Source organism: Streptomyces collinus Tu 365 (assembly GCF_000444875.1).
Classification (GTDB): Bacteria; Actinomycetota; Actinomycetes; order Streptomycetales; family Streptomycetaceae; genus Streptomyces; species Streptomyces collinus_A.
Genome location: NC_021985.1, coordinates 252,926 through 279,266, shown reverse-complemented (window position 1 = coordinate 279,266; position 26,341 = coordinate 252,926). Strand labels below are relative to the sequence as shown.

Here is a 26,341-nt window from a genome sequence, read left to right as displayed (position 1 = left end):
ACCGGTCCCGCGTCCCGCGCCGGCCACGCCTGGCGCCGGGGTCGCGTCGGTTGACAGTCGCGGCTCGGGGTAGCGAAGCGGCATGGCAACCGAGAACAGCTCCGTCTCCGTCAGCGGCCGGCTCCAGCTCGAGATCGACGTCCCGGCCCTCGCCGCCGTCCTCGACGGCGAGTACGCCGGGATCCGGGACCTCGTCCGGACCAACCTGGTCACCCATGCCGCCGTCCTCGACGAGGCCGACGCGCTCGGCATCGACGCGTTCCGCGAGAGGGTCCGCGATGTCGTCGTCCAGTTGGCCGCGACCGGTCAGACCGGCATGGGCTTCCCCGGCGCGTACGGCGGCGGCGACGACGTCGGCGCGTCGATCGCCGCCTTCGAGACCCTGGCATTCGGCGACCTCTCCGTCCTCGTGAAGGTCGGCGTCCAGTTCGGGCTCTTCGGCGGAGCCATCCTGCATCTCGGCACCGACCACCACCACAAGACATACCTGCCCCGCCTGGTCACCGGAGAGCTGATGGGCTGCTTCGCCATGACCGAGGTGGGTCACGGTTCCAACGTCCAGGCGCTCGGCACCATCGCCCGCTACGACCCCGAGAACCGGGAGTTCGTCCTCACCACTCCCGACGAGCAAGCTCGCAAGGACTACATAGGCAACGCCGCCCGCCACGCCGAACTCGCCGTCGTCTTCGCCCAGTTGGAGGTGGACGGCCGGACCGAGGGAGTCCACGCCTTCGTCGTTCCTCTACGGTCGGACGGCCGGGTCCTGCCCGGTGTCGCCATAGAGGACGACGGCCGGAAGATGGGCCTCAACGGCGTCGACAACGGACGCATCCGCTTCGACGGGGTACGCGTCCCCAGGGAGGCGCTCCTCGACCGCTTCGCCCAGGTCACCCCCGAAGGTCGCTATGAGAGCGCCATCGAGAACCCCGACCGACGCTTCTTCACCATGCTCGGCACCCTCGTGCAGGGCCGAGTCAGCGTTGCCGGAGCCGGCGTCAGCGTCGCCAAGGTCGCACTGGCGGTCGCCACCAAGTATGCCGACCGGCGGCGCCAGTTCACATCGTCCCGGGACACCGAGGAACAGGTACTCCTCGACTACGGCCTCCACCAGCGCCGGCTGCTCCCCCTCCTCGCCCGCACCTACGCGCTGCACTTCGCCCAGGACGTCGTCCGAGGCCAGCTGCACGAGGTCTTCTCCAGCATCGAAGACGACCCGCAGGCACGGCGCCGCCTTGAGTCGCGAGCCGCCGGCATCAAGGCACTCGCCACCTGGCACGCCACCCGCGTCGTCCAGGAGTGCCGCGAGGCGTGCGGTGGCGCGGGATACCTTGCCCGGAACCGCTTCGCCGCCCTCAAACGGGACAGCGACGTCTTCACCACCTTCGAGGGCGACAACCACGTGCTCCTCCAGCTCGTGGCCAAGGGTCTGCTCACCGATCACGCGACCGAGTTCGAGGACCTCGACCAGCTCGGTATGGTCCGCTACGTCACCGGCCTCGCCGTCGAGACCGTCATCGAGCGGACCTCGGCGCACAAACTCCTCGAACGTGTCCGTGACCTGCTGCCCGGCGGTGACGCATGGGACCGGGAAGCCGGACTCCTCGACTCGGAGTACCACCTCGCCATGGTTCGCTTCCGCGAGGAGCACATGCTCGCCGGCCTCGCCCGCCGCATGAAGCGCGGCATCCAGCAGGACGAGCCCGGCGCGGTCTTCTCGCTGATCCAGGACCACGTCATCGCCCTCGCCCGGGCCCACGTCGAACGGCTGGTCACGGAAGCCTTCGTCGACAAGGTGCGGGCTCTTCCTGAAGGCACGGAGAAGGATGCCCTTGGCCTGCTGTGCGACCTGTTCGCGCTCTCGACCATCGAAGCCGACCGTGCCTGGTTCATGGAACACGGCCGACTGACCGTCCAGCGGTCCAAGGCGATCAGTCGCGAGGTGAACGACCTCTGCCGCAAGGTGCGCTCCCTCGCCGTCGACCTCGTCGACGCCTGGGGCATCCCGGCTGCCGTCCTGCGAGCACCGGACCTGGTCGGCCCCGCCGACTGACGGCAGGGACGAGCGGCGCGGCGACGACGACGGCTGCGGAGGCGGTGCGGACGAAGCGCACAGGACGGAATCCTCCCGAAGACCACGAACGGGTCCGCCGCTGTGCATTCGGAGGAGCGAGTCGACAGCCACCGACCGCGTGAGACACACGCAGCTACGCCGTGGTCAGCTGATACCAGGGCTTGTGTCAGCGGGCCTCGCACCAGGAGAGGGCGCCGAGCGCTGTCACCGGGAGCAGCCACGGGCTGCGAGGGGACGCGAGATGCGTACCGGCGGTGGGCCGGCACGACCCCGCCGCGCCCTCGTAATGCCCTGACCGCTCCTCCAACCGGGATCCGCCTAGGCGCTGCCTGGATGCCGTGGAGCCGGGCCCGCTCGTGGTGTTGATGTCGGCTGCCAGGGCGGCCTGCCGGCGAAAGACGGCCGGGCCGTACGGCGCGGTGGTCAGGTCTGACCCCCTCCTGCCAAGAACTTGTCTGCCGTCTTGGGGTACTTGATGAGGCCGTCGCCTTGATGGCGGCAAGGGGGCTTGGGCGTGCTTGACGAAGCGACCTGGTCGGCGCACGGGCCACGGGTAGAGAAGGGAAAACGGATGTCGGTCGACTTCGTCGGTTTCCTCGGTGTCGTGTTAGTGGCGTATGTGGTGCCGGGCCCGGACTTCGTGGTGGTGGTCAGATCCGCGGCCGAGGATCCCACCAAAGGGCGAGCAGCGGCGCTGGGCGCGCAATCCGGCTTGTGTGTACACATGCTCGCCGCGGCCCTCGGACTGTCCCTGATCGCAGCTCGCTCCCCGGTGGTCTATGACGCGATCAAGCTTCTGGGCGCGGCCTACCTCGTCTACCTCGGCATCCGGGCGGTACTCACCGCCCGGCGGGCCGTGCACCACAGGCAGGCCGGACGAGACGCAACCGGCAGCGCGGAAGACACTGCCGGGCCGCGGGCAGCGACCGGAGACGGCTCAGCCGCCGACCGGTGGCGGTCCGGCTTCACCCAGGGCTTCCTCACCAACGTGCTCAACCCCAAGGCGGCGCTCTTCTTCCTCAGTGTCCTGCCGCAGTTCGTGCACGGCGCCGGCTCGGCGACGGGGCAGATCTTCTTCCTCGGCATCCTGGACATTCTGATCGGCGTGGCCTACTGGTTCGCCCTCGTCGCCGTCGCCGCACGTCTGCGCGCTCTCCTGGCCCGCCCGAAGGTTCGCCATCGCTGGGAGCTGATGACCGGCTGGCTGTTCATCGGCATCGGGATCGGCTTGGCCGCGGCTTCTTACTGACCTTCAAAGCGCGCGAGGGGTGGTGTCATGCCGTCAGCCGCCCGGTACCCCACCCTCCGGGCCGATCCCGCGGGAGAACCCCGCCCTGTCCGCCGCCCGCAGCGCCATCAAGAACAACTGGGACACGGCCCTGCAGGTCACCGGAATCGGCTGAGCCCGCCGACCGCCGGGACCTCCGGACGGCCGTGCTGGACGTCCCGGCGCCGACACCTGGCGGGCCGCCCCAGAAACAGAAGGTGAGGCCACATCGACCAGGGGCGCGATGGCATGCGACACCAGTCGGGCGCCGCGAGGCCTGAGGACTCTCGGGGCGGGCGCGCCGGCGGTGGCCCTGGTGTCGGGCGTCGGGTGGGGGGCGCAGGCGTCGGACAGCCGGACGTCCGTCGAGGCGGCCGCGGTGGTGGACGGGTACCAGGTGGTGAAGCTGCCGAACGCGACCGTGCCGAACTTCCAGCGCGGACGGTGTTCTGCCCGCAGGGGAAGGTCGCCATCGGCGGGGGAGCGGAGGCGCAGGGCCAGGACGCCATCACGTGCGCGTCCGGCAGCGCCGGTCAGCCGCGGTGGTTCGCCGACTCCTCCAGTCGCTCGACCAGTTCGGCAGCCATGGCCTTGATGGTTTCCAGCCCTTCGCGTCCCCACGGCCGTGGGTCCTGGTCGACCACGCAGATGGTGCCCAGCACCACGCCGGTGCTGTCTATCAGCGGTGCGCCCAGGTAGGAGTGGACGCCGATGGCGTCGACCACCGGGTTACCGGCGAACCGGGGGAAGTCCCGGATGTCCTCCAGCACCAGCGCCCGGCGGCGCTTGACCACGTGCGGGCAGATGCCCATGTCGATGTCGCGGGGCATGACGCGGCCGGGGACCGGTTCCTCCAGCAACGGCGGTCCCACATGAGCCGTGATGTCCTGCGCGGCGCTGTACAACCCCGCGAAGTACTGGCGGTCTGCGTCGAGGAAGAAGTTGACCCCGGCGTAGCAGCCGCCGGTGCGTTGTGCCAGCTCCCGTGCGAAGACGTCGAGTTCGGCGTCCGGACGAGCATCGATGCCCAGCTCGCGCAGCCGCTCGGAACGGGCGCGCACCTGTGGGTCCTCCGGGGGGAGGAGCAGATGGCGCAGGGCGATCCCGGACTCAGGCCCGGACGGTGGGTTGATCTGTGTCGCTGCCATGGGAACTCCTTGTCGTGATCAGATGCTGAACCAGATCGAGAAGCACGCGTGTGCCCGACTTCTGTACGCGGGCGTCGCACAACACCACCGGCACCTCCTGCCTGAGGTCGAGCGCGGTCCGCACTTCCTCCCCGCGATAGCGGTGAGCCCCGTCGAACTCGTTCACGGCGACGACGAAAGGGATGCCGCGCCGCTCGAAGAAGTCCACCGCCGCGAAGGAGTGCTCCAGCCTGCGGGTGTCGGCGAGCACCACCGCCCCGAGCGCTCCCTCGGAGAGTTCGTCCCACATGAACCAGAAGCGCTCCTGCCCGGGCGTGCCGAACAGGTACAGGACGTGGGACGGGCTGAGCGTGATCCGGCCGAAGTCCAATGCCACCGTGGTGGTGGCCTTGTTCTCCACCCCGTCCAGCCGGTCCGTGGCCGCGCTGACGGCGGTCAGCATCTCCTCAGTGCTCAGCGGCTCGATCTCGCTGAGCGCGTTGACGAAGGTGGTCTTTCCCACGCCGAACCCGCCGGCGACCAGCACCTTGACGCCCACCGGCAGGACGTCGGCGGGCAGCGGGTCACAGTCGTTTGAGGAGGCCATCGCGTATCGCTTCCAGGAGGTCTCGATCAGGTTGTGCGGAGTGGCCCGTGGACGCCGGGCGCGTATCACCTGCGACCACCGCGCCTCCCTCGGCCAGATCGGACAGCAGCACCTTGACCACGGCGGCGGGCACCTGCATCCGGGCCGCGACCTCGGCAACGCTCACGGGCTGTTCGCACAGCGCCAGCACCTGCGCGTGCTCCAGGCCGAAAACGCCCTGCGTCTGGGCGCCGGTGGCCCGCACGGTGGTCACCAGTGTGAAATGGGACGTGGCCCTGGTCCGGCCGTCGCTCACCGTGTAGGGACGAACCAGTCGCCCGGCCGCCTCGTCGAGCTGCGGTCCGTCTGGGAGGACCGGCGTCATCGGTCACCCCACCGGGTGCCGGGGCGGTGTGGCCAGGTGCGGACGCACGCTCTTCACCATCATGCCCATCTCGTAGCCCAGCACCGCCGCGTCCGCATCGCGTCCGGCCAGCACCGCCAGCACCGCGCCGTGTCCGGCGGACGAGACGAACAGCAGCGAGGTGCTGAGCTCCGTCACGATCTGTCGCACGTCACCGCCGTCGTCGAAGTGCCGGCCCGCGCTACGTGCCAACGAGTACAGCCCACTGGCGAGCGCGGCCAACTGGTCCGCGGCGTCCTTGTCCAGTCCCTCCGCTGCCTTCACCAGCCCGTCCGAGGACAGCAACAACGCGCTACGGGTGTGCGGCACCCGGTTCACCAGACCCGTCAACAGCCAGGAAAGGTCTTCGCTCGCCACGATCATGTACTCCTATTCGGCAGAAGGAAACGTTTCGCTGTACGGATCCCGGGCCTTCACGGCGGCTACGGCCATCAGGGCGTCTCCGCTTCCTCGGCCCTGCGCAGTCCGGTCTGGAATGCGGCCATGAGGCCGGGGTCGTGTTCGATGTCCTCGGCAGCACCGGCGCCGCGGACCGGTTGCGTCACTTCGGCGGCGTGGTCCTGACGGCGGCGCTGAGGCAGCTGCGGGCGGTCGTCCTCGCAGTCGGAGGGGGCCGGGGCGGGCCCGGGTGCGGAATCTGACACGCTCGGATCCGCGACGGCGGTCGTCTCCATCGCAGGGAAGTCCACCGCCTCGGTCTCCGTACGGTCGTGCGGCTCCGCCTCGGGGGCCGGGACGGTGTGGGGCGCCGGCGCGGAAGCTGTCGGCTGCGGACCGAGCAGTGCCTCGGGCAGCACCATGACGGCCTGCGTGCCGCCGTAGACGTTGCTCTGCAACTGCACGGCGATGTCGTGTCGCCGAGCCAGGACGGAGACCACGTACAGGCCGATCCGGCCGTCTTGCAGCAGTTCGCCCAGCGCAACCTTGTCGGGTGCGCTCAAGACGGTGTTCATCTCACCGCGCTCGGCCGGGGACATGCCCAGGCCCCGGTCCTCGACCTCGATCGCCACCCCAGCGGCGACGGGCTCCACCCGCACGTGCACGGTGGTCTGGGGCGGTGAGAAGACCGTCGCGTTCTCCAGCAGCTCAGCCAGTAGATGGACGACGTCTACCACGGCGTGGCCGCTGACCGATCCCTCGACGGGCGGGACCAGCTTGACCCGGGCGTACTGGTCGATCTCGGCGACGGCGGAACGCAGTACGTCGGTCAGGCTGACGGGGCGGGTCCACTGGCGGTGAGTGTTCGCGCCGCCGAGCACGGCCAGGTTCTCGGCGTAGCGGCGGATTCGGGTGGACAGGTGGTCCACCCGGAACAGCCCCTTGAGCAAGTCGGGGTCCTCGACCTCGTTCTCCAGGTCGTCCAGCAGGCCGATCTCGCGGTGCACCAGGGACTCCAGACGGCGCGCCAAGTTGGCGAACACCTCGAACTGCTCCAGCCGGGAGTGGTGTTCCGCGCCGATCGCGAAGGCGGCGGTCTCCAGCAGGGCTCCCTCCGCCTCGTGCCGGGCCACGGCGATCTCGAATCCGAGGCGGGAGAGTTCGTCCGGGCCGGTCTGCGGCGGGAGTTCCGGTCGGTCCCGTACAGGGCGCTCCCCGGCCCGCAGCCGACGGCTCAGCGCATCCAGTTCGGCTCTGCCCTCGGCTGTGGCACGGGTCAACTCGGTCAGCTCGGCACGGTTTCGGTCGGCTGCGCGGGACAGCTCTGCCCAGTGCTGGGTGACTGCTCGTGCTTCCGCCGAAGCCCGCATGCCCGCGATCGCGGCCGCCAGGGACCCGATGAGCACAACGCCGCCGAACACAGCGCCCTGGTACGCCTGGTCCAGGTGGCCGCCCCCCGCCAGCGCGGTGGCCACCGCACCCGTCACGGCGACCGCGCTCGGCGGCAGCACGGACGACAGCACCAGACGCCGTCTCAAGGACCCGGCCGGCGACTCGGCCGTCGCGCGGGGCCTCACGGGCGACGCCGGCCGGTCGTCCGGCGGCATGGAAGGATCAGGCATAACAGTCCCCGGACAGTACGATGATCAGGCCGAGCCCGCACGTTATCGCGCAGCAGGACCCCGGGGTCAGCCCCCTGGCGCGTACGGAAATCGAACCGTTGTACTTTGAGCGTTTTACGAAGCGCCCGTCCCGGACCCGCCCCGGCCCTCGTTACGGGACGAGATCCTCCTCGACTACCGGAAGTGCGGCGACCGGGCTCGACGTGACGCCCGCCGGGGACGCCGCATCCCGTTTGATGACCTTCGGGCGGCTTGTGTCTTCGACGTCGGCCTTCGCCACCTGGGCCGCACGGCGTCGGCCACGGAACGCGCGCGGGGGGCTTCACCTGCACCCGCACCGTCCGCGGCGTGGAGATTGTGGGGTGCCTTGGTATGTGCCTGGGGCGGAGGCCAGGCTGCGCAGCAGCAGGATGGGGACAGGTAGGTCGGTCGCGGTGGTGAAGTCGTGCACCGCGTCGAGCAGTTGCAGGGCTTGCTTCGCCCCGGTGCGCTCCTGCAGGGCGCCGGTGCCTTCCGTGGGATAGAGCTGTGCGAGCTGCTCGAGCAGACGCGCGTACGCATTCCGCTGCGGTGGGCGCGGCTCGGTCTTGGCCGACTCCCATGAGCCGACGGTCGCACGCCGCACACCCAGGGCGGTGATGAGCCGGTCGACCGCCACACCGCGCAAGCCGGCCAAGCCACCAAGCCACGCACCGGCAGCAGTCATGACACGGTCGGCCTGGCATCGCCCCTTGGGAGCGGGAGCGGGAGCGGGATGGGGGGCTCACGGGCGAGGCGAACCGCGTTGGGTGTCCAGGCAGGCCTTGACCCCGGTGGGGAGAGGAGTCACTAACGGCGCGGACACGGTCGTGACACCCCGGGGAAACGGGGCGTCCCTAATTTCTGTCACACGACAGGAACTCGCAGGATCACGCCTCCGCGACAGGGGACCGCCATGACCGTGACCACAGATCCCGCACCGCCACCGCCACCGTCCGCCGGCGTCGCCGACGACGGCACGCTCGCCGCATTCGGCTACCGCCAGGAACTGCGGCGGCAGATGGGACGGTACGCGTCCTTCGCCGCCGGCTTCTCCTTCATCTCGGTCCTGACCACGGTCTTCCAGTTCTTCGCCTTCGGCTACTCCTTCGGCGGGCCGCTGTTCCTGTGGACCTGGCCCGCCGTGCTCGCCGGCCAGCTGCTCGTGGCCGCCTGCTTCGCCGAACTCGCCGCCCGCTACCCCATCTCCGGGGCGGTCTACCAGTGGTCGACCCGGCTGAGCGGCCCCGCCTTCGGCTGGTTCACGGGCTGGATCATGGTGATCGGCCAGGTGGTCGTAGTCGCCGCGGCGGCGCTGGCGCTGCAGGTCGTACTGCCCGCGATCTGGTCCGGTTTCCAGCTGGCCGGCGGCGACCCGGCGCCCACCACCACGACCGGGGCGGCCAACGCCGCCCTGCTGGCCCTCGTCCTGCTGGTACTGACCACGGTCGTGAACGTCGTCGACAACCGCGTCATGTCCGCCGTCAACCGCGTCGGCGTCACGGCCGAGATCATCGGCGCGGTCCTCATCGTCGTCCTGCTGTTCACCCACGCCGAGCGCGGTGCCGGCGTGACCCTGAGGACCGGCGGCCAGGGCGGCCCGGTGGCGGCGCTGCTGGTGGGCTCGTTCACCGCGGCCTACGTTCTCATCGGCTTCGACAGCGCGGGCGAGATGAGCGAGGAGACCCGCAACCCCCGCCGGACCGCTCCGCGCACCATCCTCGGCGCCCTCGCCGCGGCAGGCGTACTGGGCGGCCTGCTGCTGCTCGGCGGTGTGCTGGCCGCGCCCAGCCTGGAGGACGGCCGGCTGGCCACCGAGGGACTGGGCTACGTCCTCACCAGCAGTCTGGGCAGCGGTGTGGGAAGGGCGCTGCTCGCGGACGTCGCCGTCGCCATCTGCGTGGCCACCCTGGCCATCCAGACCGCGGGCACGCGCATGCTGTTCTCCATGGCGCGCGACGGGATGCTGCCGCTGTCCGCACGGCTCGCCAAGGTCTCGCCGCGCACGGGCATGCCCTTCGCCCCGGCCCTGGTGGTCGGTGTCCTCGCCGCCGCGCTCGCCCTGCTCAACCTCGCCTCCCCGGAGGCGTTCCTGGCCATCGGTACCACGTGCATCGCGATGCTCTACCTCGCCTACGCCGGGGTCACCGCGCCGATGCTGGTCCGGCGGCTGAGGGGCCAGTGGCCGGCCACGGACGCCCACGGCCGCGACGAGCTGGGCCGGCCGCTGTTCTCCCTGGGCCGCTGGGGTCTGCCGGTCAACGCCCTGGCGGTCGCGTACGGGCTGCTCATGACGGTCAATCTCGCCTGGCCGCGCGCCGGGGTGTACGACCCGGCGGGCGGCCACTGGTACTTCCAGTGGTTCACCGTCCTGTTCGTCGGCGCCACGGTCGCCGTCGGCGCGCTGTGCCGCCGCCGCGCGCCCGCCGTCACGCCGACCGGGCAGCCGGACCGCACGGACGCGGCGCAGGCCGCACCGCTCTGAGCGGACCCGCGCCCCGGGCGCGCCGTCACCGCCACGCCGCGAGGAGCCGCTGCCCCTCGCGGCGCTGCCGTGCCACGGAGCGCTGCGGCACGCCCGCGACCCGCAGTGCCGCGTCGGCCGTCGCCGCGGCGAGGACCCGCGGATCGCGGGCGGGGTCGGCGCGCCGGATGAGGATCACGCTCTCGGTGAGGCCGAAGACGAGGTCCGTGCGCAGGGCGAGCTCCTCCGCGGCGAGCGCCGCGCCCGGCTCCGTGTCCGTCAGCAACTCCCCGTACGCGGCCTTCAGTTCGGCCCGGACCTGCTGGAAGACGGCGAAGCGCTCCGTCTGCGCCTCGGGGAGCAGGTAGAGAGCCCCCGGGTTGTGCGGGCCGCCGCACAGCAGCAGTACGTCGGAGTGGCACAGCGCCCACAGCCGCGCCTCGGCGGCCGTCCCGGTACGCCTCACCAGCTCGCGCGCGATCTCCAGCGAGGGACGGACGGTCCCTTCGAGCAGCGCGGCGAGGATCGCCTCCTTGCCGTCGAAGTAGTGGTACAGCGACGCCTGGCGCAGCCCGGCCCGCTCGGCGACCGCGCGGGTGGAGGTCGCGGTGTAGCCGTGCGCGGTGAACAGTTCGGCGGCGGCGGCCAGCACCTCCTCGCGGGGCGGGAGTCCACTGGCGGGACGCTCCTGGGCACGGGGGCGGCCGACTCTTCTGCTGGGGGGCGGGCTCACTCCGTGATCCTCGCACAGGGCCGCAGGCTGCCCGGGCGCCGATCGGCGGCGGTGAGGCGGCGGTTACCGCCCGGAAACGCACGGGCAACGGCCGGGACTCGGCCCGCCCCTAATTTCTGTCGCACGACAGAAATAGCGCCGAGCCGGAGGTTCAGCCGTGACGACACCGTCAGCGACAGCGTCGGCCCGTGGTGCCCGGGACCATGCCCGCGCCCAGGAGGGCACCAGGTCCGCCACCATGCCCGTACTCCCGGCGAGCGACTGGCCTGCACCGCCGGACGGGATCGCCGGCGAGGACCTCGTATGGGCCGAGACGGTGGCGGGCGGCAACTACACCCACAACGTCCTCGCACGGGGCACCGAGCTGCGGCTGACCGACCTCACCGGCGACGCGTGCGCCCACGTCCTGCTCTACAGCGCGGACCGCCCCTGGGAGCGGCTGAACACGGCCGACACGGTCAAGGTGCTCTGGAACGCCTACCTCGGCGTGGGACACCTGCTCCTGTCCGGCCAGGGACGGGTCCTCGCGTCCGTCACCGCGGACACCTCCGGCCGGCACGACGCCCTCACCGGCACCTCCGCCCTGGCCCGCAACACCGCCCGCTACGGCGACGGGTCCCCTCAGTCGGCGTCCCCCGCAGGGCGTGAGCTGTTCAAGCTCGCCGCCCTCAAGAACGGCCTCGGCCCACGGGACGTCCCGCCGTCCGTCTCCTTCTTCCAGGGCGTCCGGATCAACAGGGACGGCACCACCACGTTCACCGGCTCCGCGGGCCCCGGCACATCCGTCACACTGCGCGCCGAACAGCCGCTGACCGTGCTGATCGCCAACGTCCCGCACCCGCTGGACCCGCGCCCGGACTACGTCTGCGGCCCCGTGGAGGTGCTCGCGTACCGGGCCCGGCCGACCGGCCCGCACGACGCGCTGTGGAACGCCACGCCCGAGGGCCGCCGCGCCTTCCTCAACACCGCCGAGCACCTCGCCGCCAGGGGGATCGCATGACCACCACGACCACCCGCGTGGGACGCGTCGTCACCGACGCGACCGTCCCCGCCCGCGCCGCCTGGTCTGCCGTCGTCCGCGCGGGCTCGCTGCTGACCGTCACCGACCTGCACGGCAACCAGGCCGCGGACTTCCTCGTCTACGACGCGCACGACACGTCCGTGCGCTACAGCGCCCCCGACACCGTCCAGGCCCAGGGCGGCATCTTCCTGACCACCGGCTCGGTGCTGCTGTCGGGTGAGCACACGCCGCTGATGACGGTCGTCGAGGACACCTGCGGGCGCCACGACACCATCGGCGGCGCCTGCTCCAAGGAGTCCAACACCCTCCGCTACGGGCACCACACCTGGTCGCAGCACGCCTGCGTGGAGAACTTCCTCGCGGAGGGCGCCCGGCACGGCCTGGACCAGCGCGACCTGGTGTCCAACGTCAACTGGTACATGAACGTGCCCGTCGAGCCGGACGGCACCCTCGGCATCGTCGACGGCATTTCGGCCCCGGGCCTGAAGGTCGTGCTGCGGGCCGAGACCGACGTCCTGGTGCTGCTGTCCAACTGCCCGCAGATCAACAACCCCTGCAACGGATTCGACCCGACCGCCCTGCGGGCGACCGTCTCCGAGCCGGACGGGAGCTGAGTGCCATGACGTTCGACACCCTGCTGGTGGCCAACCGCGGCGAGATCGCCTCCCGCGTCATCCGCACCGCCCGCCGACTCGGCCTGCGCACCGTCGCGGTCTACTCCGACCCGGACCGCGGGGCGGAGCACGTCCGCCTGGCCGACGAGGCCGTACGGCTCGGCCCGGCCCCCGCCAAGCAGTCCTACCTGGACGCCGACCTGGTGATCCGGGCGGCCAAGGACACCGGGGCGGGCGCCGTCCACCCCGGCTACGGCTTCCTGTCCGAGGACGCCGGCTTCGCGCGCCGCTGCGCCGAGGCGGGCCTGGTCTTCGTCGGCCCCACGCCCGAACAGCTCGAACTGTTCGGCGCCAAGCACACCGCGCGGGCGGCCGCTCAGGCGGCGGGTGTGCCGCTGGCCCCGGGCACCGGACTGCTGCCCGACGTGGCCGCGGCCCTCACCGCGGCCGAGGAGATCGGCTACCCGGTGATGCTGAAGGCGACCGGCGGTGGCGGCGGCATCGGCATGCGGGCGTGCCGCGACGCCGGGGACCTCGCCGACGCCTGGGAGCAGGTGCAGCGCGTGGCCGCCGCCTCGTTCTCCTCCGCCGGCGTCTTCCTGGAACGGCTCGTGGAGTCCGCCCGCCACGTCGAGGTGCAGGTCTTCGGCGACGGCGAGGGCCGTGTCGTCACCTTCGGGGACCGCGACTGCTCGCTGCAGCGCCGCAACCAGAAGGTCGTGGAGGAGGCCCCGGCGCCGAACCTCCCGGACCGGGTACGTGAGCGGCTGACCGCCGCCGCCCGCGAGCTGTGCGCCTCCGTGCGCTACCGCTCCGCCGGCACGGTGGAGTTCGTGTACGACGCCGCACGCGAGGAGGCGTACTTCCTGGAGGTCAACACCCGCCTGCAGGTGGAGCACCCGGTCACCGAGGAGATCTACGGCGTCGACCTCGTGGAGTGGATGCTGCGCCTCGCACAGGGCGACACCGCCGTCGTCAGCGCGCCGCCGGCGCCGAAGGGCCACGCCGTGGAGGCCCGCCTCTACGCCGAGGACCCCTCCCGCGACCACCGCCCGAGCGCGGGCCTGCTCACCCGGGTCGCCTTCCCCGCCGGAGTCCGCGTGGACACCTGGGTGGAGACCGGCACCGAGGTCACCACCTCCTATGACCCGCTGCTCGCCAAGGTCGTCGCGTACGGCGCCGACCGCGCCGAGGCGCTCGACCGGCTGGACGCGGCGCTCGCCGCCACCCGCCTCGACGGCATCGAGACCAACCTCGGCCTGGTGCGGGCCGCGCTGGGCGACGCCGGTGTGCGCGCGGCCGCACACAGCACCGCCTCGCTCGCCGGGATCGGCGACCCCACGCCTCGCGTCGAGGTCGTCGCGCCGGGAACCCTGACCACCGTCCAGGACTGGCCGGGACGCACCGGCCACTGGCAGGTCGGCGTCCCGCCGTGCGGGCCGATGGACGACCTCTCGTTCCGGCTGGGCAACACCGCGCTCGGCAACGCCGAGGGCGCGCCCGGCCTGGAGTGCACCCTCCACGGGCCGTCCCTGCGGTTCACCCACCCCACGACCGTCTGCGTCACGGGGGCGCCCGCGCCGGTGACGGTCGACGGCACCGCCGTACCGCAGTGGGAGCCGGTCACCGTCGGGGCCGGGCAGACCCTGGCGGTCGGGGCGCCCCACGAGCACGGCCTGCGCACGTACGTCCTGTTCGCGGGCGGCGTGGACGTTCCAGAGTTCCTGGGCAGCGCGGCCACCTTCGTCCTGGGCCGGTTCGGCGGGCACGGCGGCCGCGCCCTGCGCGCGGGCGACGTCCTGCACGGCGGCGAACGACGTGCGGGGGCCTCGGCCGTTCCCACGGACCGGCGCCCGGCCTTCGGCGGCGAGTGGTCCATCGGCGCGGTCGAAGGCCCGCACGCCGCACCCGAGTTCTTCACCGAGGACGACATCCGCGACTTCTACGGCGCCAACTGGAAGGTGCACTTCAACTCGGCGCGCACCGGCGTGCGCCTCGTCGGCCCCAAGCCGCGGTGGGCGCGGACGGACGGCGGCGAGGCCGGCCTGCACCCGTCCAACATCCACGACACCCCGTACTCCGTCGGGGCCGTCGACTACACCGGCGACATGCCTGTCCTGCTCGGCCCCGACGGGCCCTCGCTCGGCGGCTTCGTCTGCCCGGCCACGGTCGTGACCGGGCAGCGCTGGAAACTCGGGCAGCTCCGCCCCGGCGACACCGTCCGCTTCGTCCCCGTGACCACCGAGGCGGCCGCCGGTCTACGGCGGAACCCGTCGGCGGCCCCGCGGGCCGACCGTGCGCCCGTCGTCGACGGCGGCATCCTCGCCCGCCTGCCGAAGACCGGGACCCGCCCGGCGGTGACGTACCGGCGCAGCGGCGACGACAACCTCCTCATCGAGTACGGCCCGATGCAGCTCGACCTGGCGCTGCGCATGCGGATCCACGCGCTCGCGGAGGCGCTGGCGGCGCGGTGCCCGGACGGGATCGCCGACCTGACTCCCGGCATCCGCTCCCTGCAGGTGCGGACGGACCCCGGTGTCCTGCCGCTGGACGAGCTGCTCGGCGTCGTGCGGCGCGTGGAGGAGGAACTGCCCGCCACCGACGAGCTGGTGGTGCCCAGCCGCACCGTCCACCTGCCGCTGTCCTGGGACGATCCGGCGACCCGGGAGGCCATCGCCCGGTACATGGCGGGCGTGCGCGACGACGCACCGTGGTGCCCCTGGAACATCGAGTTCATCCGCCGCGTCAACGGCCTGGAGACGGTGGACGAGGTGTACCGCACCGTCTTCGACGCCGAGTACCTGGTCATGGGCCTGGGCGACGTGTACCTGGGCGCTCCGGTGGCCACGCCGCTGGACCCGCGGCACCGGCTGGTGACGACGAAGTACAACCCCGCCCGTACCTGGACCGCGGAGAACTCGGTCGGCATCGGCGGCGCGTACCTGTGCGTCTACGGCATGGAGGGCCCCGGCGGCTACCAGTTCGTCGGCCGCACCACCCAGGTGTGGTCGGGCTGGCGGCAGCGCGGCGCCTTCGAGCCGGGCAGGCCCTGGCTGCTGCGCTTCTTCGACCGGATCCGCTGGTACCCGGTCGAGGCGGAGGAACTGCTTCAGCTGCGCGCGGACATCGTCTCCGGCCGGTTCGTCCCGCGGATCGAGGAGGGGTCCTTCTCGCTCGCCGACCACCGGCGCTTCCTCGCCGAGAACGCCGGCTCCATCGCCGCCTTCCGGGCCCGGCAGGGTGCGGCGTTCGACGCGGAGCGGGCGGCCTGGGAGGCGGCGGGCGAGTTCGCGCGTGCGGAGTCGGCCGCGGAGGTGCCCCCGCCGGCCGCCGACATCGACGTGCCCGAGGGCGGCCATCTGGTCGAGGCCGAGTTCGCCGCCTCCGTCTGGCAGGTCGGCGTCGAGGTCGGCGACCGCGTGTCGGCCGGGCAGCCGCTTCTGGTGCTGGAGGCGATGAAGATGGAGTCCCGGGTCCCGGCCCCCGCCGACGGCGTCGTGGTGCGGGTCCTGACGAGGCCGGGCAGCCAGGTCGAGGCGGGTACCGCCCTCGTCGTCCTCGCTCCCGCGCAGAACCTGGAGGCGGCCGCGTGATCACGGCGGTGGAACGAGTGCGGGCCGCCTACGCGCGCATCGCGCGGGTGGACCGGCCAGAGGTGTGGATCGGCCTCCGCCCGCAGGCGGAGGCCGAGGCCGACGCCGCCGCGGTCGACGCGAAGGTGGCCGCCGGTGAGCGGCTGCCGTTGGCCGGGACGGTGCTCGCGGTCAAGGGCAACATCGACGTGGCCGGGCTGCCGACCACCGCCGGCTGCCCCGCGTACGCGTATCTGCCGGACGCGGACGCCCCGGCGGTGGCCCGGCTGCGGGCGGCGGGCGCGGTGGTCCTCGGCACCACGAACCTCGACCAGTTCGCCACCGGCTTGGTCGGCACCCGCAGCCCCTACGGCGCGGTCCGCAACGCCGTCGCGCCGGAGCGCGTGTCCGGCGGCTCCTCCTCCGGCTCGGCGGTGGCCGTCGCGCTCGGCGTCGCCGACATCGCGCTCGGCACGGACACCGCGGGCTCGGGCCGGGTCCCGGCGGCCTTCAACGGGATCGTCGGCCTGAAGCCGACCATCGGACTGGTGCCGACCGAGGGTGTCGTCCCTGCCTGCGCCTCGCTCGACTGCGTCACGGTCTTCGCCCGTACGCTCCCGGAGGCCGAGCAGGCCCTGTCCCTCATGGCGGCGCCGTCCGGACGCGCGCTGACGCCCCCGGTCGAACGCCGGCCGGGGCCGTGGCGGATCGCCGTACCGACGGCCGGGCAACTCGGCCCGTTGGACCCGGGCTGGGCCGAGGCGTTCCGGGCCGCCGCGCGGCTGCTCGCCGACTCGGGCGCCGAGCTGCTGACCGTCGACCTCGCGCCGTTCACCGAGGCGGCCGCGATGCTGTACGAGGGCGCGTTCGTCGCCGAGCGCTACACCGCCGTCGGCGCCTTCGTCGACGCGCACGCCGGCTCGCCCGGCCTCGACCCGACCGTGGCCGGCATCATCTCCCGGGCCGGGGACGTCCGGGCCCACCGGCTCTACGCGGACCAGCGGCGGCTGGAGTCCCTCCGGCTGCGCGCGATGGCCTCGATCGGCGACGCGGACGCCCTGCTGCTGCCGACCGCACCGGGCCACCCGACCCTCGCCGAGGTCGCGGCCGACCCACTGGGCGTGAACGCCCGGCTCGGCCGCTTCACCAACTCGACCAATCTCTTCGACCTGGCGGCGGTGGCCGTCCCGGCCGGCGAGGTGGACGGGCTGCCGTTCGGTGTCATGCTGGTCGGCCCGGCCTTCACCGACGAGCGGCTCGCGCGCATCGCCGGACTGCTCACCGCCCCGCCGCTGCCGCTGGCGGTGGTCGGCGCGCATCTGTCCGGACAGCCCCTGCACGGTCAACTGCTCGCCGCGGGCGGCCGGCTGCTGCGCACCACCACGACCGCCGCCGCCTACCGGCTGTACGCGCTGGACACGGTGCCCGCGAAGCCCGGTCTGGTCCGGGTCGGCGCGGGCGGCGGCGCCGTCGAGGCCGAGGTGTGGCGGCTGCCCGCCGAGGGGCTGGGCGCGCTGGCCGCGGCGCTGCCCCGCCCGATGACGCTCGGCAGCGTGGAACTCGCGGACGGCAGCTCGGTGACCGGCTTCCTCTGCGAACCCCTGGCCGTCGAGGGTGCCCGTGACATCACCTCGTTCGGCGGCTGGCGTGCGTACCTGCGGTCGGACCCCTGTCACGAGGACCCGCGTCACGAGGACCCGCGCTGAGCGGTGCCTGGGCCGCAGGCCGCCCGGCCGCACCGACAGGCACCAGGTTCGCGGACATGTCGAGCGGCACTCCGTTGAGGTGGGTCCGGCCCTGTCTGCACGACCCGGCGCGGTGGGGTGCCTCTGGCCGCTGAGCGAACGGGCCTGCGGCGTCCGTTCAGGCGGTACCGGGCGGCCGGCGTGGTCAGGCGGTGAGGGCTTCTTGGAGGCTGGGGTGGCAGGGGATGATGTGGGGGATGCCGACGATGTCCAGGGTGCGCATGACGGTGGGCTGTACGTCGGCCAGGCGTAGCCAGCCGCCGTCGGTGGCGGTGGCGTCGAGGTGCGCGGCGAGCAGGATGTTGATGCCGCTGGAGTCCATGAAGGTGACCTGGCGCAGGTCGACGACGATGCGGGGACGCGCCATGTCGCGTGCGGCGAGAGCGTCGCGGAGTGTGTCGCCGGTGTGATGGTCGACTTCTCCGGCCGGCGCCAGGACGCGGATGCCGTCGGTCGCGGTGGTCACGACCGACAGCCGGCCGGCCTGCCCCGCGTGTTCGGTGCCGGTCATTTCTCCCTCAGACATGCCGGTGATCCTGGCACACCCCACCCCTCGTGCGCAGCGGGGGCTGCTCCGCCGAAAATCATGGCCTGATCTGCGGCTGCCCGGGTACCTGCCGCGAAGATTTCTGTACGTGGGGGAGCGAATGGTGGTCGTGATGGAGTCAGTCCCCGCGCCGGACGAGGGCGCGGCGCCGGACGGGCCGGACATCCGGACCGGCGCTGCCCTGGTCGGAGACGGTACGGACATCGCGCAGGCCCGTCATCTGGCGGCCGGCTTCCTCACCCGGGTCCAGGCCGAACACGGCCTGCCCGTCTCCCAGCGCGCCATGGACCTCACCCAGCTGGTGGTCAGTGAACTGGTGACCAACGCCCGCAAGTACGCCCCCGGGCCGGTGCTGCTGGACCTGGGGATCACCGGTGGCACGGTCGAGGTCGTGGTGTGGGACGCCTGTCCGGTGCTGCCGGTGGCCCGGGCCGCGGACGCCGGCCGGGTCGGGCAGCACGGTCTGGAGATCGTGATGGCCGTCGCGCAGGGCTTCGAAGCGCGACGCGAGCCGGTCGGCAAGCGCATCACCGCCCGCATCGCCTTGGCGGACGATCCATGGGGCGCCGTCTGCGGACGCCTTCCTCTGTGAGGCAACCGGCCCCCTCAGACGGGCACGAGCGCCAGGTGGGTCGGAGACGGCTACCGCACAGGGGCGGGCCGTGAAGCAGCGGCCCGGCCCTTGAGGAATCACCGTGATCGACCACCCGCAGGGGGTATGTGACTGGGTATCAAGCCGACTGACCGGAATGCCGGTGAAGCTCTCCGGTCGAACGGCGGGTCCCCGGAGTGTCCGTTCGCGAAGCCACAGGAGATCACCGTTCCGAGGCCATGAGCCCGGCCGGCGTGCGTTGTCAGACGCCGGCCTGTGCAGCCGGGGCCGGCTGCACAGAGGCGGGCGTTCACCGGGATGCCGGGCGCGCGTCCGCTCAGGGTGTGCGCCGGAGCGGACGATGGTTGCCGTTGAGCTTCTGCACGCCCCCACTCCGGCTGGGTGAAGAGGTCGCTCGACCCCTCCCGTTGATGGAAGGGCTACTGGTGTCGTCCGATGCGCCGGGGATGTCACTGCGCCGCGCTCGGTCGCCGTCTGTGCCGGTGAAGGGGGCGGACGGCTCGGTGGCCTGTCGCTGCTGGTAGGAGCGAAGTCATGACCAGCCTTCGGCTGCCGCGTCTGTGCGGTCTCTTCGCTCCGCTCGCCGCGGCTGGTGAAGACCTAGTCCTTTCACATTGAACAAGCACTGTCCCGTTCCCTTGTGCGCTCGGCGTTTCGTGCGCGCGGTCAGGAGCACGGTTATGCGAATGCGCCCACCTCGTGCCCGTGTGCGGTCCTTACCCGGCACCACGGCGGTGGCGTCCCGAATCGCCGCGTGCCGGGTCGTCGCTCTGGTCCCCGCGCACAACGAGGCCGACCGCATCGGTGCGGCCCTGGCAGCCTTACGGGCGCAGAGTCGGCCGCCGGAGCGGATTGTCGTGGTGGCCGACAACTGCACCGACGCCACCGCGGACGTCGCCCGGCAAGCAGGCGCCGAGGTCGTGGAGTCCGTGAAAAACCGTCACAAGAAGGCCGGCGCGCTCAACCAGGCCCTCGACCAGGTGCTGCAAGGCCTGGCCGGCCACGATCTGGTCCTGGTCCAGGACGCCGACACCACCCTCGTCCCCTCGTTCCTCGCCGACGCCGTCGAGGCGATGGCTGAGGATGTCGGGGCGGTCGGTGCGATCTTCTTCGGCGAGCCGGGCGGCGGCCTGCTCGGCGCCTTGCAGCGCATCGAGTTCCAGCGCTACGCCCGCGAGATCGCCCGCCGCGACTACCGCGCCGACGTCCTCACCGGGACCGCGACCGTCTTCCGCGCCGCGACCCTGCGCCAGATCAGAGAGGCCCGCCTGGACGGCCTCATCGGCGGCGGCACCTCCTACTACTCCCTCGCTTCGCTCACCGAGGACGACGAGATCACCAAAGCGGTACGCACCCTCGGCTACCGCACCGTCTCACCCCCGGGCTGTCGGGTGGTCACCGAGGTGATGACCACCGTGCCCAAGCTGTGGCATCAGCGGATGCGTTGGCAGCGCGGCGCCCTGGAGAACCTCCGCGACTACGGCCTCACCAAGGTCACCACCCCCTACATCGTGCGGCAAGGGATGATGGGCCTGTCCGTGGTGGCGCTCGCCCTGTATCTCGTCTTCACCGTGTGGATGCTGGCCCGCGGCCGCCCGGAGTTCGCCCCGTTCTGGGTGGCGGTCGGCCTGGTCTTCGTCGCCGAGAAGGTGGTCACCGCCCGCGGCGCGGGATGGAGGTCTCAGCTGCTCGCGGGAACGCTCGCCGTCGAGCTGGCCTACGACATGTTCCAGCACGCCGTCTATCTGCGCTCCCTGTGGGACATGGCTCGACGCCGCGAGGAGCGCTGGTGCGCGACATGAGACGACCAGCCCAGCCCGGAATGCTCTTGCGAGCCGGTGCGCCGGCCCGAATGACGGCCGCGCGGGCGTACATGCTGACGAGAGACGGGAGAGCGGTGTACGCAGGCGTGCCCCTGGCCAGTGCTCTGGGAGTCGGCGGGGCCTCCGCGCTGGCCTGTCGGCGCCGTTCCGGCTTCGACACGATGGCCACCGTCGTCGCCGCCACCACCCTGCTCATGGCCGGGGTCTCGGTGTACAAACTGCTGCCCCGGCGATGCCCGAGCTCGTTCCCCACCGCGCTTTCCGGCCCCACGGCGCCGGGGCGGCTGACACCGCGGCGACCGGACCAGCAGGACCTGGTCCAAGCCTCGGCAGAGGTTCACTGAACTCGGCATTCCGGCTGCCGCGCCAGGCGGCAGCCGGACAGCGGCCGCCGCCCTTCAGACTCCGCGCGCTGTTCATACACCGCGCGGCCGCACAACCATCCCAAGGCGCGACCTCCGCTGCCGGAGTACCGGCCCGGGTGCCGTGCCGTGCAAGAGGAGGAGCACAGCGATGACACGACCAGTTCCCGGCACGATCATCACGGTCGCCGGCAACGGCCAAAGCGGTTTTGAAGCGGACGGCGTTCCGGCTGCCAGTACCAAGATCGGGACTCCCTGGGGAGTGACGGTGGACGAGGCGGGAAACGTCTACGTCTGCGAGTACAGCACCAACCGCGTCCGCAGGGTGACCCCTGACGGGAAGATCACCACCATCGCCGGCACCGGCACCGAGGGCTACTCCGGTGACGGTGAGAGGGCCACCGCCGCCAAGCTCAGCGGCCCGCACGGCACGGCGATCGACAAGGCGGGGAACATCTACATCGCCGACCGCAAGAACGACCGGATCCGCAAGGTGGCACCCGATGGCACCATCACCACGGTCGTCGGCGCCGGCCCCAGGGGATACTCGGGCGACGGTGGACCCGCCTCTGCCGCCAAGCTCAACCTGCCCCAATCCGTGGCGTTGGACGACACGGGCAACCTCTACATCGCCGACGTGGGCAATCACCGAGTCCGTAAGGTGGCGCCCGAGGGGAAGATCACCACGGTGGCCGGTACCGGCACCGGCGGGTATTCCGGCGACGAGGGCCCTGCCTTCGCCGCCCAGCTCAACAATCCCACCGGGGTGACGGTCGGCAAGGACGGCAATCTCTACATCGCCGACTGCTCCAACCACCGTGTCCGCAAAGTGACGCCGGACGGGACGATCAGCACGGTCGCCGGCAACGGCACGAAGGGATACTCCGGTGACGGCGTTCCCGCCACCACCACGACCCTCAACGGTCCCTACTTCGTGGACATGGACGGGACGGGAAATCTCTACATCGCCGACCAGGACAACCACCGTGTCCGCAAGGTGGCACCCGACGGCATCATCACCACCATGGCCGGCGACGGCGTCTCGGGGGCCGCTGTCGACGGCGCCCCGGCGATGAACACCCACCTCTACACCCCCGTCGTGGCGGCGGTGGCTCCGTCCGGTGACCTGTACATCGGCGACGTGGGGAGCTACTACGTGTACAAGGTGGTCGGGGCATCGGCTGTGATGCCCCCGGCTCCGCCGGTCGCCGACCTGTACGGCAAGTACGTCCTGCCCGTGACCGCCCCCCGCGGCGAGGAGTTCGAGCTCGGCGCCCGTATCCACAACCGCGGCCCGGCCATCGCCAGCGGCGAGGACATCACCGTCGTCCTCACCCTGGCCGACGGCCTGGAGTGCGCCCATCACAGCAACGGCCGTCGCCTGACCCGTGCCTTCGCCGGCATCGACCTCGCCCCGCACAGCGCCTCACTGGACGGCGTGTTCCGCGTCCGCGCCACCGACGACGCGTCACCGGGGGTGTACGAGTCGACGCTGGAGATCCAGTACGGCGGCGACCTCAATCTGAAGGACAACACCGCCGTCCTGCCGGTCACCGTGGTCGTCCCCGAACCCGTCGACGGCGAGCATGCGCTGATCGTCTTCCAGGACAACCTTCCCAAGGCCGCGCCGGGCCAGAGCGCACGCTTTCACCTGCGCTTCCTCGCTCCCGTGGGCCAGCCGGTCAACCCCGGTGACATCGACCAGCGCCTGTCTGCGCCCACCGGGTTCGTCTTCACGGGCCGGCCCACCTACACCTACCCCAACACCGCGATGGGCGCTGTCACCGGCGAGCTGAAGCACGACATCCGCGACGACGGCCGCACTCTGGTCATCCGTCACAACCCGCACCTGAACACCTCCGGCACCGACACTGCGCCCCTTCTCTACGCCATCGACCTGCAGGCCGAGGACGATGCCGTTCCAGGTGTGGTCAGCGACGGCTCGGTCAGTATCGGCCGGCGGCCCCCCGTGCAGATTCGGGCCGAGGTCACCGGTACCCCAGCCGAGGTCAGCATCAGGATCGTCCAGACCCAGCTTCACAAGGCCAACGTCAGGCCTGGCCAGCGTGGGGTCTACCCCGTCTCCTTCAAGCTCACCAACACCGGAGACCACTCGACCGGTGCCCAGGATCTCGTCCTGACCGCGCCTGAGGGCCTGTGGTTCAGCCAGGACACCACGGGGATGTACCGGGGAGAGCACGACGACGAGATCGAGCTGACCGCCGAACGCTCGAACGGCAACCGCACCCTGACCGTCCGGGGCGCCGTCGCCCTCGACCTGAACCCCGGACAGTGGGCCGCCGTCTATCCGCAGATGGAGGTGGAGACCCACGCGCAGGCCGGCGCCGTCCGCGTCGACATCCAGATCGGCAACCCGCCCGTCGCCACCGGCCACGCCACCGTCACCGTCGACGTCTGACCCCATACCCACATCCCGTACGGGGCCACCCCGTTCATGAAGGTCACAAGCCCGCTCGGGTCCGAGCCCCGGCCCACAGCGCGCGCTCGTCGTGATCGCGTGCGGCTTTGTGAGGCGCCATCTCGCGAAGCCGCCCGCTCGCCCCCCACCCCCGTACAGAGCTGCCGTGTGCCGACGTGCATGCATCCTCAGAGGCGGCGCCGACGGAGCGACTGGAGCACGCGATCGTCGGTGCGAGACTTGGCGGGCAACACCTTCGGCTCCCCGCCCCGGGCGTCCTGTGAGGTCCCTGGACGGACGCTGTGCGGCGACCGGTTGCTCAGCGGATGCGGTGCTCGGCCCACAGCCGGGCGGCGTGGCAAAGGCCGTGCGCCCACTCTTCTTTCTCGGCGATCGCACTCCACTTCGCCGCGTTGGCCGCGGCGAAGACATCGAGGGAGTAGGCGGGGGCCTGCTGCCAGGCCGGCATGCGCGCAGCCCACGCCTCGGCGCTGGCGGGGGTGTGCAGATCGCTGGTGAGGAGCCAGATGACGGCCAGGGCTGCGTCGAGCCAGACCGCACCGCGCCCAGCCCAGGCCCAGTCCACCAACCACGACCGCTCCTGGGTGATGAGCACGTTTGCGGGATTCAGGTCCGTGTGCACCAGCGTGGCACCGGCGAAGCGCTCCAGGTCCGCGGGATCGTCCACGTGCTCGGCCCAGCGCCATTCGACAGGTTCGAGCGCGACAGCCGGAAGAGGCCGCACGGCGAGTTCGGTCAGGGTCTGCGCGAGCAGGAGCAGGTCGGGGGAGTCGGGGGCGTAGCAAGCCTGCCGGCCGGTGATGTACTCGAAGCCCAGCAGGCTCCACCCGCCGGCTTCCACCTGCCACAGCAATCGAGGCCCGATCGGCGCCACATGGACGCCCAGGTCGGTTTCCCACTGCTGCGCCCGGAATTGGGGGTGTGCGCGGGGGAGTCCTTTGACGAAGACCTCGCCCCGCGCGGTGCGCAGCCGCGCGGCCAGCGCATTGTTGTTCCCGCTCGGCATGGTCCGGGCGCCGAGGACCGGTCCGGTCCGGTCCAGGACCGCTTTCTGGACAGCGGTGGGAAGATCTTCCCAGCGGAGGCGTCGGCTTTCCAAAGACGGGCAGTCCCTTCGGACAGCGGGTGCGAGGCTGAGACTCCGCAAGGCGGAAGCGGGCCTCGAGATGCAAGGTACTCCGCACGGCCTGCCAGCATGATCGGCCTCGGTACCGGTAGGCCCCCATGTTCAGGTATCGCGTATCCGTGATCAAGCCAGGACGGGGCTCGAGCCAAGTGATCAGCGCGAGCACGATCGAGGCGGCCGAAGACAACGGCCAGGAGCCGGGCCAGACCGGGCATGCGCACAGAGCCGGGGCCACCGCCTGAGGTGAAGAACAGTCGTGTGGTGGTCGCCGGACGACGTTCGGTGCGCCTTTCGGCTCCGGCCCTGCATCCGCTTCCAACGGCTCACGACCAACTCCAGCGCGTCCCGTTTCAGACAGTGGGGGGGGGCAAGCCCGTGAACGCGGCGAACACCTGGACTTTCAGCGCGGCAGCGGTGTGTTCCCAGGAGTTGGCGGGCAACGTCCTCACCCCGTCCTGAAGACCCTGCCGCCACCGCTCCTTTCGGCCTGTGACCTATGCCACACGCGGTTCCTGTCAGGAATCGGGGGGCTGTCCCGCTCAAGTCGCCGGGAGCAATCCAACCGACAGGAGCGAGACATGAGGCACCGCATCGTCGTCCTCGGCGCCGGCTACGCCGGGTCTTACGTGGCGGGGACCCTGGCCCGCCGGTTGTCCCCGGCGGACACCGAGATCACCGTGGTCAACGCCGAACCGGACTTCGTCCAGCGGCTGCGGCTGCACCAGCTCGCGGCCGGCCGGGAGATCGAGGCTCCCCAGCTCGCCGACGTCTTCGCGGGCACGGGGGTCCGGCTGCGCCTGGCCCGTGTCACCGCCGTCGACCCCGAGCGCCAGGTCGTCGCCGTGGCCGACGCCGGCGGCGGGGGCGAGCTGGGCTACGACACGCTTGTCTACGCGCTCGGCAGCCATGGTGCCCACCACGGTGTCCCCGGCGCGGCCGAGCACGCTTTCGACGTCGCCAGCCGACCCTCGGCGATGCGCTTGCGTGAGCGCCTGGACAGCTTGGGCAGGCAGGCCGAAAGCGGGCGTGTGCTGGTCGTCGGCGACGGGTTGACCGGCATTGAGACCGCTACGGAGATCGCCGAAACGCGGCCCGGCCTGTCGGTGGCGCTGGTTGCCCGCGGCGAGCTGGGCGCCCCCCTCTCCGTCGGAGCCCGCAGCCACCTGCGTCAGGCCTGCCACCGGCTGGGCGTCACCGTGTTGGAGCACACCGTGGTCGAAGCCGTCGAGGCGACGCGGGTGCTGTGTGCCGACGGCACCGCCCTGGCGTCCGACGCAACCGTGTGGACGGCCGGGTTCGCGGTCAGCCGCATAGCCGCCGCCGGCGGGCTGACCGTCACCGAGAACGGCCGCATCGTCGTCGATCGCACCATGCGGTCCCTCTCGCACCCGAACGTCTACGCCGTCGGCGACAGCGCCCACGCCGTCGGCGACAACGGCCGCCCGCTGCCGATGTCCTGCGCTTCGGCCGGCTACACCGGCATGCAGGCCACGGCCGCGATCGTGGGACGTCTGACCGGCCGGAAGATCCCCAACACCAAGCTGGAGTACCTGGGCAACCACATCAGCCTCGGGCGGCGGGACGGGATCCTGCAGATGGTCGACGACGAAGGGCAGGCAAAGCCGAAGTACGTGGGCGGCCGGAAGGCCGCGCGGATCAAGGCAGCCATCCTCAAGTTGTCGCTGTGGACCACCTCACACCCGACCTTCGGCCTGCCCAAGCGCAAGCACCGCCTGGCCGCTGCGCCGCACGCGTCCGCCGACAAGGCGCCTCGCGTTGCCGCCTAGG

At 71.7% G+C, this 26,341-nt stretch carries 20 protein-coding genes; 11 read left to right on the top strand and 9 right to left on the bottom strand.

Going from position 1 to position 26,341, the window contains the following annotated elements:
• Nucleotides 1-82 precede the first annotated feature (82 nt).
• Together B446_RS01110 and B446_RS01105 are read left to right on the top strand one after the other, a co-directional pair.
• Complete coding sequence (locus B446_RS01110; protein ID WP_020937550.1) at nt 83-2,050, top strand: acyl-CoA dehydrogenase; 1,968 nt, start codon at nt 83-85, stop codon at nt 2,048-2,050.
• A 535-nt stretch (nt 2,051-2,585) separates the two neighbouring features.
• A complete protein-coding gene (locus B446_RS01105) occupies nt 2,586-3,320 on the top strand; it encodes a LysE family translocator (protein ID WP_237751104.1) in 735 nt (244 codons plus the stop codon).
• Between the two features lie 551 nt (nt 3,321-3,871).
• On the opposite strand, the gene B446_RS01100 is transcribed toward B446_RS01105, so the two are convergent.
• From B446_RS01100 to B446_RS01075, 6 genes are all read right to left on the bottom strand, one after another.
• Nucleotides 3,872-4,486 (bottom strand): GAF domain-containing protein, encoded by a 615-nt coding sequence (locus B446_RS01100; RefSeq protein WP_052352097.1) that lies wholly within the window; start codon nt 4,484-4,486, stop codon nt 3,872-3,874.
• The gene (locus B446_RS01095) at nt 4,449-5,072 is read right to left on the bottom strand and encodes a GTP-binding protein (protein WP_020937547.1); all 624 of its coding nucleotides are present in this window, start codon (nt 5,070-5,072) and stop codon (nt 4,449-4,451) included. The genes B446_RS01100 and B446_RS01095 overlap by 38 nt, the downstream gene beginning before the upstream one ends.
• A complete protein-coding gene (locus tag B446_RS01090) occupies nt 5,050-5,436 on the bottom strand; it encodes a DUF742 domain-containing protein (protein WP_020937546.1) in 387 nt (128 codons plus the stop codon). Before B446_RS01090 ends, B446_RS01095 begins: the two co-directional genes overlap by 23 nt.
• Nucleotides 5,437-5,439: 3 nt before the next feature.
• Complete coding sequence (locus tag B446_RS01085; protein ID WP_020937545.1) at nt 5,440-5,838, bottom strand: roadblock/LC7 domain-containing protein; 399 nt, start codon at nt 5,836-5,838, stop codon at nt 5,440-5,442.
• Between the two features lie 68 nt (nt 5,839-5,906).
• Complete coding sequence (locus B446_RS01080) at nt 5,907-7,376, bottom strand: sensor histidine kinase (RefSeq protein WP_020937544.1); 1,470 nt, start codon at nt 7,374-7,376, stop codon at nt 5,907-5,909.
• Nucleotides 7,377-7,797: 421 nt separating this feature from the next.
• Nucleotides 7,798-8,142, bottom strand: a complete 345-nt coding sequence (locus B446_RS01075; RefSeq protein WP_148305710.1) for a hypothetical protein — start codon at nt 8,140-8,142, stop codon at nt 7,798-7,800.
• A gap of 267 nt (nt 8,143-8,409) precedes the next feature.
• Here B446_RS01075 and B446_RS01070 point away from each other — a divergent pair, with 267 nt between their 5' ends.
• Nucleotides 8,410-9,978 (top strand): amino acid permease, encoded by a 1,569-nt coding sequence (locus tag B446_RS01070; RefSeq protein WP_020937542.1) that lies wholly within the window; start codon nt 8,410-8,412, stop codon nt 9,976-9,978.
• 25 nt (nt 9,979-10,003) lie between these two features.
• On the opposite strand, the gene B446_RS01065 is transcribed toward B446_RS01070, so the two are convergent.
• The gene (locus tag B446_RS01065) at nt 10,004-10,690 is read right to left on the bottom strand and encodes a TetR/AcrR family transcriptional regulator (RefSeq protein ID WP_043474461.1); all 687 of its coding nucleotides are present in this window, start codon (nt 10,688-10,690) and stop codon (nt 10,004-10,006) included.
• 238 nt (nt 10,691-10,928) lie between these two features.
• Between B446_RS01065 and B446_RS01060 the strand changes: the two genes are divergently transcribed.
• Genes B446_RS01060 through atzF form a run of 4 tightly spaced genes read left to right on the top strand, consistent with a single transcriptional unit; the run spans nt 10,929 to nt 17,603 of the window.
• Nucleotides 10,929-11,690, top strand: coding sequence for an urea amidolyase associated protein UAAP1 (locus B446_RS01060; RefSeq protein ID WP_020937540.1), 762 nt, complete (start codon nt 10,929-10,931; stop codon nt 11,688-11,690).
• Nucleotides 11,687-12,325: an urea amidolyase associated protein UAAP2 gene (locus B446_RS01055; RefSeq protein WP_020937539.1), complete on the top strand. Its 639-nt coding sequence runs from the start codon at nt 11,687-11,689 to the stop codon at nt 12,323-12,325. The genes B446_RS01060 and B446_RS01055 overlap by 4 nt, the downstream gene beginning before the upstream one ends.
• Nucleotides 12,326-12,330: 5 nt before the next feature.
• A complete protein-coding gene (uca, locus tag B446_RS01050; protein ID WP_020937538.1) occupies nt 12,331-15,918 on the top strand; it encodes an urea carboxylase in 3,588 nt (1,195 codons plus the stop codon).
• Complete coding sequence (gene atzF, locus B446_RS01045) at nt 15,915-17,603, top strand: allophanate hydrolase (protein ID WP_020937537.1); 1,689 nt, start codon at nt 15,915-15,917, stop codon at nt 17,601-17,603. Before uca ends, atzF begins: the two co-directional genes overlap by 4 nt.
• A 184-nt stretch (nt 17,604-17,787) precedes the next feature.
• On the opposite strand, the gene B446_RS01040 is transcribed toward atzF, so the two are convergent.
• Nucleotides 17,788-18,168 (bottom strand): STAS domain-containing protein, encoded by a 381-nt coding sequence (locus tag B446_RS01040; RefSeq protein ID WP_237751103.1) that lies wholly within the window; start codon nt 18,166-18,168, stop codon nt 17,788-17,790.
• 133 nt (nt 18,169-18,301) lie between these two features.
• Between B446_RS01040 and B446_RS01035 the strand changes: the two genes are divergently transcribed.
• The 3 genes from B446_RS01035 to B446_RS01020 all read left to right on the top strand — a co-directional run bounded on the left by B446_RS01035 (nt 18,302) and on the right by B446_RS01020 (nt 23,406).
• Complete coding sequence (locus B446_RS01035; RefSeq protein WP_043477139.1) at nt 18,302-18,781, top strand: ATP-binding protein; 480 nt, start codon at nt 18,302-18,304, stop codon at nt 18,779-18,781.
• 755 nt (nt 18,782-19,536) lie between these two features.
• A complete protein-coding gene (locus B446_RS01030) occupies nt 19,537-20,604 on the top strand; it encodes a glycosyltransferase (RefSeq protein ID WP_043477136.1) in 1,068 nt (355 codons plus the stop codon).
• A gap of 534 nt (nt 20,605-21,138) precedes the next feature.
• The gene (locus B446_RS01020) at nt 21,139-23,406 is read left to right on the top strand and encodes an NHL repeat-containing protein (protein ID WP_078614593.1); all 2,268 of its coding nucleotides are present in this window, start codon (nt 21,139-21,141) and stop codon (nt 23,404-23,406) included.
• Nucleotides 23,407-23,725: 319 nt separating this feature from the next.
• Here B446_RS01020 and B446_RS01015 read toward each other — a convergent pair whose 3' ends face one another.
• Complete coding sequence (locus B446_RS01015; RefSeq protein ID WP_043474453.1) at nt 23,726-24,526, bottom strand: hypothetical protein; 801 nt, start codon at nt 24,524-24,526, stop codon at nt 23,726-23,728.
• Between the two features lie 605 nt (nt 24,527-25,131).
• Between B446_RS01015 and B446_RS01010 the strand changes: the two genes are divergently transcribed.
• Nucleotides 25,132-26,340, top strand: coding sequence for an NAD(P)/FAD-dependent oxidoreductase (locus tag B446_RS01010; protein ID WP_020937530.1), 1,209 nt, complete (start codon nt 25,132-25,134; stop codon nt 26,338-26,340).
• The last annotated feature ends 1 nt before the right edge of the window (nt 26,341 follow it).

Coding starts and splice junctions, on each gene's coding strand:
- B446_RS01110 (WP_020937550.1), top strand. CDS start 83: ATGGCAACCGAGAACAGCTCCGTCTCCGTCAGCGGCCGGCTCCAGCTC.
- B446_RS01100 (WP_052352097.1), bottom strand. CDS start 4,486: ATGGCAGCGACACAGATCAACCCACCGTCCGGGCCTGAGTCCGGGATC.
- B446_RS01095 (WP_020937547.1), bottom strand. CDS start 5,072: ATGGCCTCCTCAAACGACTGTGACCCGCTGCCCGCCGACGTCCTGCCG.
- B446_RS01090 (WP_020937546.1), bottom strand. CDS start 5,436: ATGACGCCGGTCCTCCCAGACGGACCGCAGCTCGACGAGGCGGCCGGG.
- B446_RS01085 (WP_020937545.1), bottom strand. CDS start 5,838: ATGATCGTGGCGAGCGAAGACCTTTCCTGGCTGTTGACGGGTCTGGTG.
- B446_RS01070 (WP_020937542.1), top strand. CDS start 8,410: ATGACCGTGACCACAGATCCCGCACCGCCACCGCCACCGTCCGCCGGC.
- B446_RS01060 (WP_020937540.1), top strand. CDS start 10,929: ATGCCCGTACTCCCGGCGAGCGACTGGCCTGCACCGCCGGACGGGATC.
- B446_RS01055 (WP_020937539.1), top strand. CDS start 11,687: ATGACCACCACGACCACCCGCGTGGGACGCGTCGTCACCGACGCGACC.
- uca (WP_020937538.1), top strand. CDS start 12,331: ATGACGTTCGACACCCTGCTGGTGGCCAACCGCGGCGAGATCGCCTCC.
- B446_RS01040 (WP_237751103.1), bottom strand. CDS start 18,168: ATGTCTGAGGGAGAAATGACCGGCACCGAACACGCGGGGCAGGCCGGC.
- B446_RS01035 (WP_043477139.1), top strand. CDS start 18,302: ATGGAGTCAGTCCCCGCGCCGGACGAGGGCGCGGCGCCGGACGGGCCG.
- B446_RS01020 (WP_078614593.1), top strand. CDS start 21,139: ATGACACGACCAGTTCCCGGCACGATCATCACGGTCGCCGGCAACGGC.
- B446_RS01010 (WP_020937530.1), top strand. CDS start 25,132: ATGAGGCACCGCATCGTCGTCCTCGGCGCCGGCTACGCCGGGTCTTAC.